The 15,580-nt window shown below is 64.1% G+C and carries 16 protein-coding genes and 3 pseudogenes; 11 read left to right on the top strand and 8 right to left on the bottom strand.

The window, feature by feature from the left end; genetic code table 11:
- The first annotated feature begins 52 nt into the window (after positions 1-52).
- Positions 53-1,197, top strand: a protein-coding gene (locus G6N34_RS13330) for an IS3 family transposase (protein WP_163645385.1) whose coding sequence is annotated in 2 segments (ribosomal slippage) — positions 53-320 and positions 320-1,197 — 1,146 coding nt in all. Because the reading frame shifts where the segments join, the coding sequence is not laid out codon by codon here.
- Between the two features lie 23 nt (positions 1,198-1,220).
- Here the strand turns inward: G6N34_RS13330 and G6N34_RS13325 are convergent.
- The 5 genes and pseudogenes from G6N34_RS13325 to G6N34_RS28005 form a co-directional block, all read right to left on the bottom strand.
- Positions 1,221-1,673, bottom strand: a complete 453-nt coding sequence (locus G6N34_RS13325; protein WP_163645384.1) for a DDE-type integrase/transposase/recombinase — start codon at positions 1,671-1,673, stop codon at positions 1,221-1,223.
- Complete coding sequence (locus G6N34_RS28460; protein ID WP_407663270.1) at positions 1,586-1,867, bottom strand: IS3 family transposase; 282 nt, start codon at positions 1,865-1,867, stop codon at positions 1,586-1,588. The genes G6N34_RS13325 and G6N34_RS28460 overlap by 88 nt, the downstream gene beginning before the upstream one ends.
- Positions 1,868-2,012: 145 nt before the next feature.
- Positions 2,013-2,294 (bottom strand): transposase, encoded by a 282-nt coding sequence (locus tag G6N34_RS13315; RefSeq protein ID WP_085151461.1) that lies wholly within the window; start codon positions 2,292-2,294, stop codon positions 2,013-2,015.
- Positions 2,295-2,471: 177 nt separating this feature from the next.
- Positions 2,472-3,527, bottom strand: coding sequence for a hypothetical protein (locus tag G6N34_RS13310; protein WP_133057828.1), 1,056 nt, complete (start codon positions 3,525-3,527; stop codon positions 2,472-2,474).
- Positions 3,528-3,989: 462 nt separating this feature from the next.
- A pseudogene (locus G6N34_RS28005) lies at positions 3,990-4,135 on the bottom strand (adenylate/guanylate cyclase domain-containing protein); the annotation flags it as partial.
- Between the two features lie 424 nt (positions 4,136-4,559).
- Between G6N34_RS28005 and G6N34_RS13300 the strand changes: the two are divergent.
- The 9 genes and pseudogenes from G6N34_RS13300 to G6N34_RS13260 all read left to right on the top strand — a co-directional run bounded on the left by G6N34_RS13300 (position 4,560) and on the right by G6N34_RS13260 (position 11,446).
- A complete protein-coding gene (locus tag G6N34_RS13300; RefSeq protein WP_085157345.1) occupies positions 4,560-5,777 on the top strand; it encodes an HNH endonuclease signature motif containing protein in 1,218 nt (405 codons plus the stop codon).
- On the top strand, positions 5,701-7,032 hold the full coding sequence (locus G6N34_RS13295; RefSeq protein ID WP_085157348.1) for a recombinase family protein: 1,332 nt from the start codon (positions 5,701-5,703) through the stop codon (positions 7,030-7,032). Before G6N34_RS13300 ends, G6N34_RS13295 begins: the two co-directional genes overlap by 77 nt.
- A 160-nt stretch (positions 7,033-7,192) precedes the next feature.
- Positions 7,193-7,369 carry a helix-turn-helix domain-containing protein gene (locus tag G6N34_RS13290; protein WP_085157351.1) on the top strand — a complete coding sequence of 59 codons (177 nt, stop codon included), beginning with the start codon at positions 7,193-7,195 and terminating at the stop codon, positions 7,367-7,369.
- Positions 7,370-7,425: 56 nt separating this feature from the next.
- Positions 7,426-7,539, top strand: a pseudogene (locus G6N34_RS13285) (hypothetical protein); the annotation flags it as partial.
- A complete protein-coding gene (locus G6N34_RS13280) occupies positions 7,536-9,137 on the top strand; it encodes a DNA primase family protein (RefSeq protein ID WP_085157354.1) in 1,602 nt (533 codons plus the stop codon). The pseudogene G6N34_RS13285 and the gene G6N34_RS13280, both read left to right, overlap by 4 nt.
- A 145-nt stretch (positions 9,138-9,282) precedes the next feature.
- Positions 9,283-9,588: a hypothetical protein gene (locus G6N34_RS13275; RefSeq protein WP_085157357.1), complete on the top strand. Its 306-nt coding sequence runs from the start codon at positions 9,283-9,285 to the stop codon at positions 9,586-9,588.
- 91 nt (positions 9,589-9,679) lie between these two features.
- Positions 9,680-9,928, top strand: a complete 249-nt coding sequence (locus G6N34_RS13270) for a hypothetical protein (RefSeq protein ID WP_085157360.1) — start codon at positions 9,680-9,682, stop codon at positions 9,926-9,928.
- On the top strand, positions 9,925-10,425 hold the full coding sequence (locus G6N34_RS13265; RefSeq protein WP_085157363.1) for a hypothetical protein: 501 nt from the start codon (positions 9,925-9,927) through the stop codon (positions 10,423-10,425). Before G6N34_RS13270 ends, G6N34_RS13265 begins: the two co-directional genes overlap by 4 nt.
- A 178-nt stretch (positions 10,426-10,603) precedes the next feature.
- Positions 10,604-11,446 (top strand): phage major capsid protein, encoded by an 843-nt coding sequence (locus G6N34_RS13260; RefSeq protein WP_085157366.1) that lies wholly within the window; start codon positions 10,604-10,606, stop codon positions 11,444-11,446.
- Between the two features lie 260 nt (positions 11,447-11,706).
- On the opposite strand, the gene G6N34_RS13255 is transcribed toward G6N34_RS13260, so the two are convergent.
- From G6N34_RS13255 to G6N34_RS13245, 3 genes are all read right to left on the bottom strand, one after another.
- On the bottom strand, positions 11,707-12,975 hold the full coding sequence (locus G6N34_RS13255; RefSeq protein ID WP_085157369.1) for a DNA sulfur modification protein DndB: 1,269 nt from the start codon (positions 12,973-12,975) through the stop codon (positions 11,707-11,709).
- 115 nt (positions 12,976-13,090) lie between these two features.
- Entirely contained in the window at positions 13,091-14,110 is a 1,020-nt protein-coding gene (locus tag G6N34_RS13250; protein ID WP_085157371.1) for a ParA family protein, read from the bottom strand.
- Positions 14,111-14,337: 227 nt separating this feature from the next.
- On the bottom strand, positions 14,338-15,105 hold the full coding sequence (locus G6N34_RS13245) for a helix-turn-helix domain-containing protein (protein ID WP_133057829.1): 768 nt from the start codon (positions 15,103-15,105) through the stop codon (positions 14,338-14,340).
- 89 nt (positions 15,106-15,194) lie between these two features.
- Here G6N34_RS13245 and G6N34_RS13240 point away from each other — a divergent pair.
- Positions 15,195-15,458 (top strand): annotated as a pseudogene (locus G6N34_RS13240) (hypothetical protein); the annotation flags it as partial.
- Between the last annotated feature and the right edge of the window lie 122 nt (positions 15,459-15,580).

The following is a 15,580-nucleotide window of genomic DNA, read 5'->3' as shown; positions in this document are numbered from 1 at the left end:
CCAGTTTTAGAGTCCTGTAGCCCGATGTAGGGCGAGAAGGGACGATGAACGTATGGCTGGTCGGAAGCGGAATTCCGCGGAGGACATCGTGCGCAAGTTGCGCCGCGCCGATGAGTTGGCTGCCGAAGGCAAGACCGGCGAGCAGATCGCCGCGGAGCTGGAGGTGTCGCCGGCGACGTTGTACAACTGGCGCCGCTCCTACGGTGGCATGGACACTGACGCCGCCAAAGAGCTCAAGGAGTTGCGTGAGCAGAACGCGCGCCTCAAGCGCCTGCTCGCCGAGGCCGAGCTGGTCAAGGACGCTTTGCGGGAGGTCGCGAAGGGAAAATTCTGAGCCCAGCTGCCAAGCGCCGCGCCGTCGACATGCTCACCACCGCGTTGGGCATGTCGGAACGGTTGGCGTGCAAAGCTGTTGGGCTGGCCCGTTCCACCTGCCGACGTCTGCCGTTGTCGCAGACCCCCGCCGATCCTGACGCCGAGATGCGGGCCTGGCTGCGCTCCTACGCGGTCAAGCACCCGTGCCATGGGTTCCGACGTGCCTGGGCGGCGTTGCGCTACGACGAGCGCCGTGAGGTCAACAAGAAGAAGATCCACCGTCTGTGGCGCGAGGAGGGACTGCAGGTGCGGGTCCGTAGTCCGCGTAAGCGGGCCGGGATCTCCTCGATACCGCCGATCGTGGCCGACGCGCCGAACGTGGTGTGGGCGATCGACTTCCAGTTCGACTCCACTATCGACGGCAAGGCGATCAAGATCGCGTCGATGATCGACGAACACACGAGGGTGTCGCTGCTCAACATCGTCGAACGCTCGATCACTGCCGAGCGGCTCGTCGACGAGCTCAAGAAAGTGTTCGCCGCGGCGGGCGGGCCACCGAAGGTGCTGCGGATGGACAACGGTCCGGAGTTCATTTCTCAAGCACTGCAACAGTTCTGCGACGGGAGATTCGGCATGTCGTATATCCCACCGGGCACGCCGTGGAACAACGGACACATCGAATCGTTCAACAACCGGCTACGCAAGGAGTGCCTCAACCGCAACCACTGGAACACCCTGCTCGAGGCCCGCGTGGTCATCGGCGACTTCAAGGCCGACCACAACCACCGCCACCGGCACTCGGCCCTGGGCTACCGCACACCGGCCGAGTACGCTGCGGTCTGCAGGTGTAGCCACACCCCGATGGCCTGCAGCATCAACTGAATCTGGATCACACCAACCCGACTCTAGAAACGGGTGGACTCAGAAACGGGGACTCGCCACTCGGCCTTGAAGTCGCCGATGACCACGCGGGCCTCGAGCAGGGTGTTCCAGTGGTTGCGGTTGAGGCACTCCTTGCGTAGCCGGTTGTTGAACGATTCGATGTGTCCGTTGTTCCACGGCGTGCCCGGTGGGATATACGACATGCCGAATCTCCCGTCGCAGAACTGTTGCAGTGCTTGAGAAATGAACTCCGGACCGTTGTCCATCCGCAGCACCTTCGGTGGCCCGCCCGCCGCGGCGAACACTTTCTTGAGCTCGTCGACGAGCCGCTCGGCAGTGATCGAGCGTTCGACGATGTTGAGCAGCGACACCCTCGTGTGTTCGTCGATCATCGACGCGATCTTGATCGCCTTGCCGTCGATAGTGGAGTCGAACTGGAAGTCGATCGCCCACACCACGTTCGGCGCGTCGGCCACGATCGGCGGTATCGAGGAGATCCGGCCCGCTTACGCGGACTACGGACCCGCACCTGCAGTCCCTCCTCGCGCCACAGACGGTGGATCTTCTTCTTGTTGACCTCACGGCGCTCGTCGTAGCGCAACGCCGCCCAGGCACGTCGGAACCCATGGCACGGGTGCTTGACCGCGTAGGAGCGCAGCCAGGCCCGCATCTCGGCGTCAGGATCGGCGGGGGTCTGCGACAACGGCAGACGTCGGCAGGTGGAACGGCCAGCCCAACAGCTTTGCACGCCAACCGTTCCGACATGCCCAACGCGGTGGTGAGCATGTCGACGGCGCGGCGCTTGGCAGCTGGGCTCAGAATTTTCCCTTCGCGACCTCCCGCAAAGCGTCCTTGACCAGCTCGGCCTCGGCGAGCAGGCGCTTGAGGCGCGCGTTCTGCTCACGCAACTCCTTGAGCTCTTTGGCGGCGTCAGTGTCCATGCCACCGTAGGAGCGGCGCCAGTTGTACAACGTCGCCGGCGACACCTCCAGCTCCGCGGCGATCTGCTCGCCGGTCTTGCCTTCGGCAGCCAACTCATCGGCGCGGCGCAACTTGCGCACGATGTCCTCCGCGGAATTCCGCTTCCGACCAGCCATACGTTCATCGTCCCTTCTCGCCCTACATCGGGCTACAGGACTCTAAAACTGGTTGGACTCAGTCAGTGGGAACACGCCACGCCGATGTTCGTCCGTACGACCAAGTGGATCGACCGTCCACGGGTGGCACGAGCGCTGCGCACTGCTTCAGGGCGTGCTCGACGCGTGGTAACCGAACTATGTCGTCTCCGATGCCGGCCCGTTCTTTCGGCACCAGTCGCGCCCGCGCTTCGACTTCTCGTGAAGCCCACGCTGATAGCAGGAACTATGGTCAAAGTTGACGCGGACCCGCGCATCTACGTTCGGGTTTGGTCCGAATTGGATCGATAGCTTGCCTCCATTCTCGGCCTCCGTGACAACGATCAATGCCTCTCGATCGCCGACGAGCCCTTGCCCAAACGCATAGTCGACGTCGATGTCAGCGAGGCGCCTTGGGTGCATTTGAATCTCGCTAACGCGGATGACAGCCTTCGCGGTGATCTTCACGCCGTCGATCCGAAGAAGTTCTGGGCTCTGCTCGTCTACGCGGCGCTCGACATATAGCGAGTGCTGTGCATCCTGGAACTTCACTGTCCAGTTAGGTCCCACTGTGATCACCGCATACGCATCAATGTCCTCAGCGATGTTCTGAAGGTCGATCTGGTCGAACGTCCGTTCCATGTTCGCATCCAGCAGCGCCTTCACCATGGGCAGAAGCTCAATGTGTGATCGGTCCTCGGCATAGACATGCAGGTTCGCTGGTGCTTGGAACCACTCAATTCCGGCACCGGGGACGGCGACGCCCACTTCGGCGCGAATTGGTGTCAGGCTGACCGTCTTGGGCCAGAGAGACCGCATTGAGTTGAGCACTTGGCGTGTGGGGTCGGAGTGGTCGAGGGTTTGAGGGGTGATCGGGATCATTCCCTCGGCTAGTGCCAACCTCCGGGCCTGCTCAGTGAAGCCGCTTTCGGCGACCAGGACCACCTTGTCAGTTGGAAGGTGTTGATGTTTGGCCACCATCCCCTCCACCCAATCTACTGCGGCTCGACGCCCCCGTGAGGCGGCCTCGATCCCAATCACTGTGTGGTATCCGGACCCTGGCCCAGTCCTTGTGCGCAACACAACGTCGACCTCACGCTGTTCACCGGTCAGTCGGTTGGTGAGCATCGCGGATCGTTCGATCTCTGCGCCCTCCGCGAGGTGCTCGTGAATGATCGAAACAACATCCTGGAACAAGTTGGTGCGTTGTGGCACAGGCTGAGCATACGGGCTGATGGAGAATAGACGCTGGTCACCCAGTCAAAATGTCCAACGCATGCCAGTCGTTTACATCATCAGCTGAAAAACATTCTGGGTTGGCATGATATGAAACTTCCAGGCGGGACGGTGATCTGGATTCTGCCCACGGGCGAATGCCACGTCACCAGCTCGGACAGTTCGGTGCTGTTCCCCACTCTGCGCGCCTACGGCACGCTGGCCGAGACCCGGCCGGCGACCCCCGCCGGCGCCGATCGCGACGCGAAGATACTGCGGCGCAAGACCACTCGGGCCAAGCAGCGCTCCCAGGCCATCGCCGACGATCGACGCCACAACCAACAACGCCGCGAAGCGCGGCGTCAAGCCCTGATGGCGGAAATCTGCCTGTGCTCACCCCTGAGCAACAACGCGAAGCCGACAAGTACCCACCACCGTTCTAACGGCGCCGCATCCGCACACCTACGTGACGGCGAAGAGCTTCCATTCACCGGGCACCCCTTTGAGCTCATGCGTGCGACGCTGCTCGAACTCAAGTCCGACCCAGTCACCGCGTCGCGCAACGTAATTGAGACCAGAACCTCGCTCGGTCCAGCCCTCGCGCAGACTGGGCGTGGCCAACCGCGTCTGATCGAGGCTGTCGATGAGATCGGACAGTTGGCGTCTCTCGTCGGCAACCATCGCGAATATGCGTTCGTGGTCGACGGCCATGCGGTGGTCCTCGCAGAGGAATGACGGTTCAGGTCGCCTCATGGACTCATCATCGTGCCTCGGTTAGCCCGGGGCTCCAACGATCAGTTTGTGTGCACTGCGCATGGCAGCGGTAGAGGGAACCAGCCAACGGCGATCGCCATATGATTTCCCCCGCAACAATTTTGATGTGTCACACGGAGGTTGCTGGAGGGTGCCGACCGGCACTGGCATTCAGCCGTTGCGCCATAGATCGGTCAGCACGCGATTCTGCGTTGCCAACGAATCCGGCCACTGCTTTGCGGCGCGATTTCTGTCGGTGGGTGCTGGTTGACTGGGGTCATGTCGATCACGGCGTTCCCCGGCGAGGCGGTTGAGCTGCCGATCGGTGACCGACTGGGGGTGTTGTTCGAGGAGTTGGCGGAGTTGGCGGGGCAGCGCAACGCGATTGACGGCCGGATCGTGGAGATCGCCGCGCGGATGGACGGGCTGTGGGGTCATACGGGCTGTCGGTCGTTGGCGGCACTGCTGGCCTGGCGGTTGGGCGCCTCGTCGGAGCACTCGAAGTCCATCGCCGCGATCGCCGAGCGGATTGAGGAGTTCCCCCGCTGTGTGGGTGCACTGCGGGAGGGGCAGTTGTCGCTGGATCAGGTGGGGGTGATCGCCCGCCGCGCCGGCGAGGGCTCCGATGAGCACTATGCGCAGTTCGCGACCCATGCCTCGGTCAGCCAGTTGAAGAAGGCGATCAAGTTGGAGCCGCGGCCAGAACCTGCGCCGCGGCCGGAACCGCAAGCGTCGATCAGCAAGTCGGTGGGTGAGGACACCGTCACGTGGCGCATCACCTTGCCTGCGATCGAGTCGGCGAAGTTCGAGGCCGGACTGCAGTCGCACCATGAGGCGTTGATCGGTGAGTGGAAGCGTGATCACGACGCTGATGAATCCGATACCGGGCACAATCGTGATGAGTTGCGTCGTCCACCGTTTCCGACGTTGTCAGACGGTTTCATGCGGTTGGTGGAGGCCGGTTGGGATGCCGAGGCCGCCGCGCGCCCGCAGGGGCATCGCACCACGGTGGTGCTGCACGTCGATGTCGAGGAGAAGCTGGCCAATCTGCATCTGGGGCCGGCTCTGTCTGCCGCCGACCGCCGGTACCTGGCCTGTGATGCCACCTGTGAGGTGTGGTTCGAACGTGACGGTCAGGTCATCGGGTCTGGGCGCACCACGCGCACGATCAGCCGGCGGTTGCGCCGCGCCCTGGAGCATCGGCACCCCACCTGCGCTGTGCCGGGGTGTGGGGCCACGCGGGGTCTGCATGCGCATCACATCCGGCATTGGGAGGACGGCGGGGAGACCGAGCTGGAGAATCTGGTGCTGTTGTGCCCGTATCACAATCGACTTGGTGAAGTACATTTAAGGGATGGACGCCCCCCAAGCAGCCGTTTACCTGCGTATATCCTCCGATCCGACCGGCCAGCAGCTAGGGGTGACCCGCCAACGCCAGGACTGCCTCAAGCTGTGCGCCGACCGTGGGTGGACGCCGGTCGAGTTTGTCGACAATGACGTGAGTGCGTCTTCGGGTAAGAAGCGGCCCGCATATGAGCGGATGCTCGACGATGTGCGCGAGGGCCGGATCGGTGCCGTCGTCGCCTGGGACTTGGACCGGCTGCACCGACGTCCGATCGAGCTTGAGGCGTTCATGGCGTTGGCCGACGACAAGCGACTGGCGTTGGCAACCGTATCGGGCGACATTGACCTAGCCACCGCTCAAGGGCGCCTGATGGCACGGCTGAAAGGCAGCGTGGCCGCGCATGAGATCGAGCACAAGCGCGCCCGGCAGCTACGTGCCGCCCAGCAGAAAGCCGAGGCGGGCCGACCGCAATGGCGCCGGGCGTTCGGCTACCTCGACGACACGCACCAACCTGACCCGGCCACCGCGCCGCTGGTCCGTGAGGCGTACGCCGCGGTGCTGGCTGGCGGGTCGATCAGCGACATAGCCCGCGCGTGGAATGGGACCGGGGTGCATGGGCTCAACGGCAGGCCGTGGAGCGCCTCGACTGTCTCGCTGTTTCTGCGCGCGCCGCGCAATGCCGGGCTGCGCGATCACCGCGGCGAGATTGTCGGCAAGGGCACCTGGCCGGGCCTGGTCGACGAGCAGACCTGGCGATCGGCTCAGGCGGTGCTCAACGCGCCGGGTCGCGCGCCGGGGCGTAAATCGGTACGCAAGCATCTGCTGACCGGCGTGCTGCAGTGCGGCAAACCTGGTTGCGGTGGCTACCTGTCCGGTCAGTGGGTCATGCAGGCCCACAAGGATGCGCCACGGTCGCACTCAATCACATACGCCTGCAAGACATGCCGCAGATGCAGTGTCCGCGCTGAGCATGTCGAGCCGCTGATCTACAAGGTGGTCGCCGGGCGTCTCGCTCGGGCCGATGCCGTCGACCTGCTGAAAGCCGAGGTGCACGACGCTGCCGAAGCTGAGGCGCTGCGCGTCGAGCGGCTGGCCCTGCTGGTTCGCCTCGACGAGATCGCCGACGAACGGGCCGACGGGCTGCTCACCGGACAGCAGGCGCAGCGTGCGACGGCACGGATCACCGACAAGCTCGAAGCAATCGAGCGGCGCCAACAGGACACGGAGCGGCTGCGAGTCTTCGACGGTCTGCCGCTCGGCAAGCCCGAGGTCGTCGAGGCGATCACAGAGCTGTCGCCGGATCGGCTGCGTGCCGTGATCGACGTCCTGGTCGAGTTCGTCGTCGCGCCCGTCGGGAAAGGCGGTCACGTATTCCACCCCGAGCGGGTGGCCGTGAACTGGCGCTAGCCGCCACGGCAGCGAAACCTGTTGTAACTGTTGAGGTGTCAACAACAGATGGCGTTGGGTTCATTCGCGTCGCAGGGCGGTCGGGCTGAGCCGGACGGGATGTAACTTACGGGACGTACTCACAACTGAATCTGACAACAGAATACGAACGGAGCGTCCTATGACGCCTGAACAGACTGTCTCGACCGCCGAGGTAGCCCACCGGGCCGGGGTCCACCCCCGCACTGTGCGCCGCTGGATCGCCGAGGGCACCATCACCGGCTACCGCATCGGCCCCCGCTTGCTGCGCGTCAGCGTCGCTGACGTCAACGATCTCCTCACCACGGTCGCCAAATGACCCGCATTCAACCCACAATGCGCGCCAAAGCTGTTGCGCTCGACGAGTATGTCGACCGGGTGGTCGCGGCAGCCCCGCCGCTCACCGATCAGCAGCGAGCACAGTTGGCCGAGCTACTGCGCCCAGCGCGCCGCACCGGCCAGCCCCAGAGCAAGGTGGTCGCCGCATGACCGTTGGTGTCAAGGGCATCTGCTATCGAGACGGCATCGACGCTCTCAAGCGGTGGGGCGTGCCGATCGTCGAGAAGCCGGGCGCGCGGTGGCACGACGTGCAATGCCCGAACTGCTCAGCGCACAACCCGGCAGACATGTCACTGCGCGTCCAGTCCCGCATGGGCAACCTAGAACTGCAGTGCCGCAACGGCTGCCAATCGGTGGCCATCCTGCAGTTGATCGGATTCCGCGGTGTTCAACAGGTCGACCCGCCACCGCGGCGGCAAGGCACCGAGGAACACAGCGGCCAAGTGCGGATCGCCTACCGACTGCAAACGGCGTACGTCGGCCGACTGCTCTACCTGCACGGCCTGGGGTGGCTGTACTGGGACAGCAAGAGGTGGGCACCCGATGACGGCGGGTTCGCCAAGCGTGCCGTACTCGACGTGATGGCCGTAGCTCTGGCCGAGTCGATCGTTGACCAGAACTTGCGCAAGGACGTCGCCAAGTGCGAGACCGCCAACGGCATCGAAGGGGTGCTGCGCGTCGCGGCCGCACTGGACGGGTTCGCGTGCACGGTCGGTGATCTCGACGCCGACCCGTACCTACTCAACGTCGCCAACGGCACACTAGACCTGCGCACGATGGAGTTGCGCGACCACGACCCACGGGACTGCATCACCAAGGTGACCCACGGCGCATGGGACAAGGCAGCGCACGCCACCGCATGGGCGCGGTTCATCGACCAGGTGCAGCCCGACGAGCAAGTACGGGCGTATCTGCAGCGGGTCGCCGGGCTGTCGCTGCTCGGCAAGGTCGCCGAGCACATTCTGCCGATCCTCACCGGCACCGGCGCCAACGGCAAGGGCACCTGGTACGGGGCGATGCTGTTCACCCTCGGCGACTACGCCGCGCCAGCCGACCCCGATCTGTTCATGGCCCGCGAGGGCGCACACCCCACCGGGCAGATGGACCTACGAGGGCGGCGGTTCATCGTCGTGTCCGAAAGCGACGAGGGGCGGCGGCTCGCCGAGGCGACGATGAAGCGGCTCACTGGTGGCGACACCATCAAGGCCCGGTATGTGCACCGTGACCTAGTGGAGTTCACGCCATCGCACACCGCGTTCCTGGTCACCAACCACCTGCCCAAGGTGTCAGGTGACGACCCAGCGGTATGGCGGCGGCTGCGCGTCATCCCGTTCGACGTCGTGATCCCACCCGAGGACCGCGACCCGCACCTCGACGAGAAGCTGCAGGCCGAGGCCGACGCCGTACTCGGGTGGGCCATCGCCGGATGGAATGCCTACCGCGCCAACGGCGACAAGCTCGCCGAGCCACCGCAGGTGCTCGCCGCGACGGGCGACTATCAGCGGGACAGCGACGCGGTGGCACGCTTCATCGACGAGGAATGCTCGACGAGCAGCCCGGTGTTGAAGGCGACCACGACGGATCTGTTCAACGCATGGGATCGGTGGCGCAGCGCCGACGGCGCAGAACAGCTGAGCCAGAAGGCGTTCGGGCAGGCACTCGACAAGCGCGGCTACCCCGCCGGGAAGCCCAGCAACGGCAAGCGGTGGCGATCAGGTATTGCCCTCGAAGTGAAAACCGAGGCGTGACAGGCGAGGCAGTACGCACAGCACGTACCAAAGGTAAATCCCCACATGAGCACAACACAGAGCGATTTACCCCTAAAGGGTGCTAATGCGTACTGCCTCAACATAACCGCAGCTCAACCACAACAACTGCACAAGGAGTAGACGCATGACGTACACGAACACCACCTGGAGCACCCTCGCCGTGACGCAAGTCAAAGGCTTCGTCGTGGTCTACCGCAACCCCGACGGCCGCCAGGCCGCCGCGGAGGCACCAGTCGTCCTCGTACAGCACGACCCGGCGACCGGCACCCGACGCGAGGTCTTCGCCAGTGTCGACAAAACGACAGGCGAACTCATTCCAGCGCCCGACGTGCCCGGCTACCTCGCCACTGTCTGCCGCGAGGACTGGCGCAACAACATCGTGCTGAGCATGGGTCGCGACTTCACCCCCATCGGCGGCGAACTGGCGTGACGCGCTGCGACGAGCAATACATCGGTGTGAAACACACCCACCACCTGTGTGCGGCGACAGGCTCAGCACACACCAAACAGGAAGGTACACAATGATCGACGACGAGGACCGGGACGCGCACGATCCCATACAGGCAGCGTTCGACGACTACCGGAGCGCACCGCGCGACATCGTGCCCCGCCGTGTCGAGCATTCGCTCGACGACCTGCGCCTGCTGGCCGACGGCACCGCGCAGGTCACCGTGACGCATTACGAGTACAACGAACACGGCGTCACGGCGCACAGCGAATGCGTCGGCATCACCGCACCATTCATCAAATCCGAAAGGGAACACCAATGAGCGAGAACGCAATTGATACCGAGGCCGCCGTGGGGGCGGCGGTCGAGGCTGAGACCACACCTGTCGAGGCAGCAACAGTCGACGCCGCAGAAGCCGTCGACGACCGCGGCGCAGGCCGTGAGGCCGCAAAGTGGCGCAAGCAGTTGCGCGACACCGAGGCGCAACTCGCCGAAACCAACGACCGCCTGACCGCCCTGCAACGCGGTGAGGTCATGCGCCTGGCCGCCGAGCACCTGGCCGACGGCGCCGACATATTCCGCGACGGCCTCGACCTGTCCGCACTCCTCGACGACGACGGCAACCTCTCTCACGCCAAGGTCGTCGAGGCTGCGCAGGCGACCCTCGCAGCGCATCCGCATTGGTCGCCGCGCAAACCTGTGGTCAAACGCAACCCCGCCAGCGTCGGGGCCGGGCTCAGGAGCGGCGCGACCGGCACCGACCACCGGCCCGGCGTGTCGTGGGCCGGGCTGCTGAACACAAGGGCGGGCGTCGACTGACCGCAAGGGGCGGACGGTTTGAGTCACACCGGCAGTACATTGGTCGGTGCGGTGGCCTCGCGAGTCAGGTACTCGGGCCACCGCACCGATCGCCCCAGGCGGGCAATCTGCATTCGGCTGTAAGCCGCGCAGACGTAAACCAATCACGTTTCAATTCGCCTGGAAGGCAACATTTCTCATGACTCTACTCACCTCCACCAGCGGCGGCACTCACGGACTGCTCCCCGAACAGCTCGGTACGCTGATCGTCCAGCCGGTCCGCGAAAAGTCCGTCGCACTGCGCGTCGCCACCGTGGTCACGACGACCTCCAACGAGTACCGCATCCCGGTAGTCCAAGGCGACGCCGGGGTCGCGTGGCTCGCCGAAGGCTCCGAGATCACCGCATCCGACGCCGATTTCGATGAACTCGTCGTGCGCCCGGCCAAAGTCGGCGGCCTGTCAGTCATCTCCCGGGAGCTTGCAGAGGACTCCGCGCCGTCGGCTCAGGCCGTCGTCGGCGACGGCCTGGCCGAGAAGATCGCCCGAGGCCTCGACTCCGCATTCTTCGGCAACACCGTCGCCAACGGCCCGTCCGGTCTGCTGTCCGTGACCGGCGTATCCACCGTGGACACCGGCGGCACGATCGCCAACACCGACCCCTTCGCAGAGGCACTGTCCAAGGCCGAGACCGTCGGAGCCACAGTCACCGCGTTCGTCGCACACCCGACCACGGTGCTCACACTGGCCAAGGTGAAGAAGCAGACCGGCAGCAATGAGCCGCTACTGGGCTACGACGCATCGCAGCCCACTCAACGCCAGGTGCTCGGAATCCCGCTCATCCCGTCGGCCGCGGTGGCACTCGGTGATGTGTGGGCAATCCCTGCCGCCAAGGTCCTCGTCGTGCTGCGCGACGATGTGCGCCTCGACGTCGACCGCAGCAGGTACTTCGAGTTCGACAAGATCGGCATCAAGGCCACCCTGCGCGCCGGGATCGCATTCCCGCACCCCGAGGCCATCGTGCGTCTGTACGACGCACCGTAGTCCGCAGACCGGCGGGCGAGGAGTAACGAGCCTCGCCGCCCAGGGCGCCCCCGCGGCGCGGCGGCGTTGTCGGCCGACGCCAGCTCGCAGCCGCGGGGCGCTCAACACCCCGGGCGGGTACTCCCCGTAACCCCTTTTTGTGCACCTCGCGGCATAGGCAGGTTTCTCTCCCCACAATTTTTTCCCGCACGACTGCCGCAGGTGGTCTTAAGAACCACGAAGGGCGTCACCCGCGCGGGTGACGCCCTTCGTGGCGTGGTTTACAGGGAGGCCGGGGGCTTCTTGTACCAGCCCGAGATGACGCCCACCAGGTGGACGATGTTCTGGGTCCTCATGATCGGCGCGCTCGCGTTCGGCTCGAAGTCGACGTTCGCGTCGGTGGTGCGCCAGATGCTCGTCTCCTCAACCGGGGCGGGCATATGGCGGTCCAGGCGCTTGAAGAACTCGGTGATGTCATCCAGCTCAACCGGCTCATCGCCTGCGCGCAACTCGCGGAACACCCCGGCCAGGACCCGCAGCATGCCCACCGAGCCGAGCAGTGAGCCCCGCCGCAGCTTCTGAGACATCGACAGCTCGTCGGCCTTCAGCTCGGCCTCGGGATCGTCCTCGGTGACCGCGGCCAGCCCCACGAAGGCTGTGGAGATGACGTCGAGGAAGTCCTTTACCTGCTCGATCACCTCACCGTCGGTGAGGTTCTGCTCCGCCTTCTTGCTGATCCGACCGCCCGCGCCTGCGATGACGGCCCGGGTGATGTCGGCCACGTGCTTGGCCCCCATCAGGTTGCGATTCTTGAGCGTCATGCGGTCCTGCTCGGCGTCGACCCGACCCTTGAGCAGCGGGTGGTCGATGACGTCGGACAGGGTGCGGTTGGCGACCTTGTAGCTGTCGAAGCGGGCGCGCACGGCGCTGCTGATGCCCTTGGCGTTGTCGGCGACGTCCACGAACATCTGCTGACCCTTGATCGGATCGGTCTCGACATAGATGTCCAGGCCGACGTACTCCTGCTTGAGCCGCTCCATCTGAGCGATCAGGAACTTGCGCTCCTCGGCGAGCTTCGCGGCCTTCTCGGGCCCGACCTTGCGCGCCGTCTCACGATCGTTCGCAGCTACAGCGTCGGTGATGCGCTGCTTCTCCAGGGACACCCCGAGGACGCGGTGCTGTCCGTCGATGGTCTTCAGCGTTGAGATCCCGCCGATGGCCCACGGGACGGACAGGTAGCCAACCGCCCCGTTCTCGTCCACCTTCTCGAAGACGCAGCCTCCGGTGTCGCGGGCCAGCAGCGCCGGAGCGACCCAGTCCTTCTTGGCGTCGAGGTACTCCCCGAAGTGCTTGGCGTGGAGGCGATCGACCTTGCGGTTGTCCTTGTCCACGTTGTTCGGATCGGGCACCGGGAGGATCGTCGGCAGGTCCAGCAGCGGAACCCGCACGCTGTACACGTCACGGCCGCCCTGCTGGGTCCGGATGGCGAGGTACGTGCTGGAGTCCTGCGGCTTCGACAGGCGAAGCGGGTCGACGGTGATGGCGGTCATAGTGCCTCCTGTTGGGGATTAACCTCCTAACCGGAGGCGGTAATGACAAACCATACAAGCAACGTGTTGCTTCGTCAAATAAAATCTTATTTGAAGATTTATCCCTTGCCTGTGCCTAAAGCTGACCGACGAGGTCGTTCATGTGCTCGACGCAGTTGGCCTTGTAGTCCTCGTGCACGGTGACGCGCTGGCCCATCACGTCACGCTTGCCCGTCTTAAGGCTGTAGAGCGGCGTGCCCTTCGCGAACGCCACGACGCCGGTCGTCTGAAAGTCGCGCACATCGACGATCCCGTCGTTCAGCGCTTCGAATGTGAAGATCTCCGGATTGCTGTCCATCAACTTCTCGATGTCGCGGTCGATCGAGCGAAGTACGGCGGCGTAGGCCGACGCCTTTCCCATGTACTGGGTGAGGCGGTTCTTCACGATCATGTGCACCTTCGGCAAGGTGCGGTTGGCATTTCGCAAACGTGTCGCGAACGCGTATGTCGCGTAGATGTCGGACGGCAGCTTGAGTCCGTACACCAACGAGAAGGCGTTCTGGATCGCCCGGCGCGATGAGTCGTCGGCCATCACCGGCAACACCATGCGGTCGACCGTCGAGAGGGCGATCTGCGTATAGATCGAAAAGCTTGGGTTGCAGTCGATGAACGCAACGTCGTACTTGCCGCTCAACGGCTGCAGCAGATCCTTGATCCAATCGATGATCGCGATCCATGAGTCGGTGCCTGGAATGTTGTTGTTTGCCAGTGTCGAGATGGCGTTCGCCTGCAACTCGAGCAGTGGGTCCCCACAGATCAGGTCGACGTTCTCGGGGATCTCGTCGTTGTATTCACACGGAGTGGTGATGTAGTCCAGCGGCTCGATGGCTGGAGGTTGGTACGGCGAAGGGAGCCGCTGCTGGAAATACCCACCGATGGTGGCCCGCGGGACCGCACCCTGGCGCGCGAGCAGTCGGTCGCTCCCTCCATTCGCCAAACCTCCGAGCAGCAACTCGGACAAGTTCGCCTGCGGGCAGACGTCAATCACGAGAATCCGCTCTTCGGGGTGCTGGTGAGCGTAGAAACAGATTGACTGGAAGCAGAGCGAGGTCTTCCCGGTGCCGCCCTTGTTGTTCCAGAACCCATAGCTGAGCATCGAATCTCCCGACGGTACTTGTGGACAGGTGAACGTCCGCAGAGTACATCATGCCGTCCGAAAGGGACGCTATGACGTCCATCGATGTTCGGCGTGTCGTACTGCCTCGGCGGAACTGGCGCCCAATCGAGGCTTCCCGCAAGGCGGGCGATGGCTGCGAACCCGGAGGATGACATACGGACTAAGCGCACTTCAGAGAATCGGTGTCGACACCACCAGATTGGTCCTCAGTTGCGGCCCGAGGACGGCGGCAACGGCGGCGCGTCGAACCAAGTGAATGGGTGACGCTCAGCCAGCATGGCCGGCAGTAGTGGGTGACCGATGATGGCAGGAACGTCCCATTCTGCCCAGCGAGCGGCATTATCGAAGGCGTCTGAGACGGCGTTCCAATGACCGTCATTCCGATGCGACGGGAGGCCGTTAAACGCGCCTTCGGCGACGTCATCGTCGTAGGTTTCTTCCAGCCAGTCGATAACGAGCGCCATCAGCACTTCATCGAAAAAGCACCCGGCGCGATCGAAAGGCAGCAAGCCGCAGCCCATTTCATCGCGTACGGCGATGCACCGCTGACGCGCGAGGTAGGCCCATGCCTTGTTGTCGTTGACGTAGACCATGACACGCGGATCAAGGCTGTCGAAAGGGCTGACGGTGTACAGCGGCCCACTAGCCCCGCTGGACTCCAGCCAGGGGCCGAGGAACAGGTCTTGCCACATGTCGAGCTGGGTTCGAATCGCCAACGCCTGACGTGGCGTAAGGAGGGGGTGGTCATTCCACTGCCGTTCAACCTTCTCGTGTTCAGCTCGTAGTGCCACACGCCGTTCGTGAATAGCCCGCTCCGCATCGAGCACACCTCCGCACTTGATGCGCGTGCTTGCGCTCACCGCTTCGGGGTCCTCTTCCCACCGCCGCCAGGTCGCGAGGCTCACTCCTGCGCGTGCGGCGGCGGTCGCTTGGCTAAAGTCCATAGCTTCGCGCCGTTGCCGTCGCTCATTCATGCATCAAAGACTACTTAGTACTCAGTGAGTATTCAATGGTATTCGAGTCACCACAGGCCGCCTCGCTTAAGTGTTCTTCACCGAGTCGTTTTCACCATCGGATGCACCATAAGGGCGAGATCACCGTGCTGGGGCCGGCCAGCCGCCTGCGGGTGCTCGACTGCGACGGTGACGAACTCAGTCACGGCACCCTGGCGCGACAACCGAACGGACCCCCGCCGCGGGTGCGGCCCTACTCCGGGACTTCCGGGGAACGCTGCGACTGGTGGTGGTACACCCCGTACCAACCCCGATCGCAGAATGAGATGCAGGACGACATCATCACCGTCCAACCCAAGGGCGAATACCTGTAACCAACCGGATCAAAAGGGTTGGTGAGTAGGAGAGTTCGTCGTGGCCGTGTGGTCGGCGGCGTCATCAGGTAGTGACACCGCACCAGGCGGGTGGGGACTGGCGAACCCTGACGGATCCATTC

It is taken from the genome of Mycolicibacterium confluentis, from assembly GCF_010729895.1.
In the GTDB taxonomy this organism is placed as follows: domain Bacteria; phylum Actinomycetota; class Actinomycetes; order Mycobacteriales; family Mycobacteriaceae; genus Mycobacterium; species Mycobacterium confluentis.
The sequence above is the reverse complement of the archived record's forward strand: the minus strand, read 5'-3'. Positions and strand labels throughout refer to the sequence as shown.

What these genes read in the sequence shown, in the direction of transcription:
- G6N34_RS28460 (WP_407663270.1), bottom strand. Translation starts at nt 1,867, where the DNA reads ATGCGGGCCTGGCTGCGCTCCTACGCGGTCAAGCACCCGTGCCATGGG.
- G6N34_RS13315 (WP_085151461.1), bottom strand. Translation starts at nt 2,294, where the DNA reads ATGGCTGGTCGGAAGCGGAATTCCGCGGAGGACATCGTGCGCAAGTTG.
- G6N34_RS13300 (WP_085157345.1), top strand. Translation starts at nt 4,560, where the DNA reads ATGTCGATCACGGCGTTCCCCGGCGAGGCGGTTGAGCTGCCGATCGGT.
- G6N34_RS13290 (WP_085157351.1), top strand. Translation starts at nt 7,193, where the DNA reads ATGACGCCTGAACAGACTGTCTCGACCGCCGAGGTAGCCCACCGGGCC.
- G6N34_RS13280 (WP_085157354.1), top strand. Translation starts at nt 7,536, where the DNA reads ATGACCGTTGGTGTCAAGGGCATCTGCTATCGAGACGGCATCGACGCT.
- G6N34_RS13275 (WP_085157357.1), top strand. Translation starts at nt 9,283, where the DNA reads ATGACGTACACGAACACCACCTGGAGCACCCTCGCCGTGACGCAAGTC.
- G6N34_RS13270 (WP_085157360.1), top strand. Translation starts at nt 9,680, where the DNA reads ATGATCGACGACGAGGACCGGGACGCGCACGATCCCATACAGGCAGCG.
- G6N34_RS13265 (WP_085157363.1), top strand. Translation starts at nt 9,925, where the DNA reads ATGAGCGAGAACGCAATTGATACCGAGGCCGCCGTGGGGGCGGCGGTC.
- G6N34_RS13260 (WP_085157366.1), top strand. Translation starts at nt 10,604, where the DNA reads ATGACTCTACTCACCTCCACCAGCGGCGGCACTCACGGACTGCTCCCC.
- G6N34_RS13255 (WP_085157369.1), bottom strand. Translation starts at nt 12,975, where the DNA reads ATGACCGCCATCACCGTCGACCCGCTTCGCCTGTCGAAGCCGCAGGAC.
- G6N34_RS13250 (WP_085157371.1), bottom strand. Translation starts at nt 14,110, where the DNA reads ATGCTCAGCTATGGGTTCTGGAACAACAAGGGCGGCACCGGGAAGACC.
- G6N34_RS13245 (WP_133057829.1), bottom strand. Translation starts at nt 15,105, where the DNA reads ATGAATGAGCGACGGCAACGGCGCGAAGCTATGGACTTTAGCCAAGCG.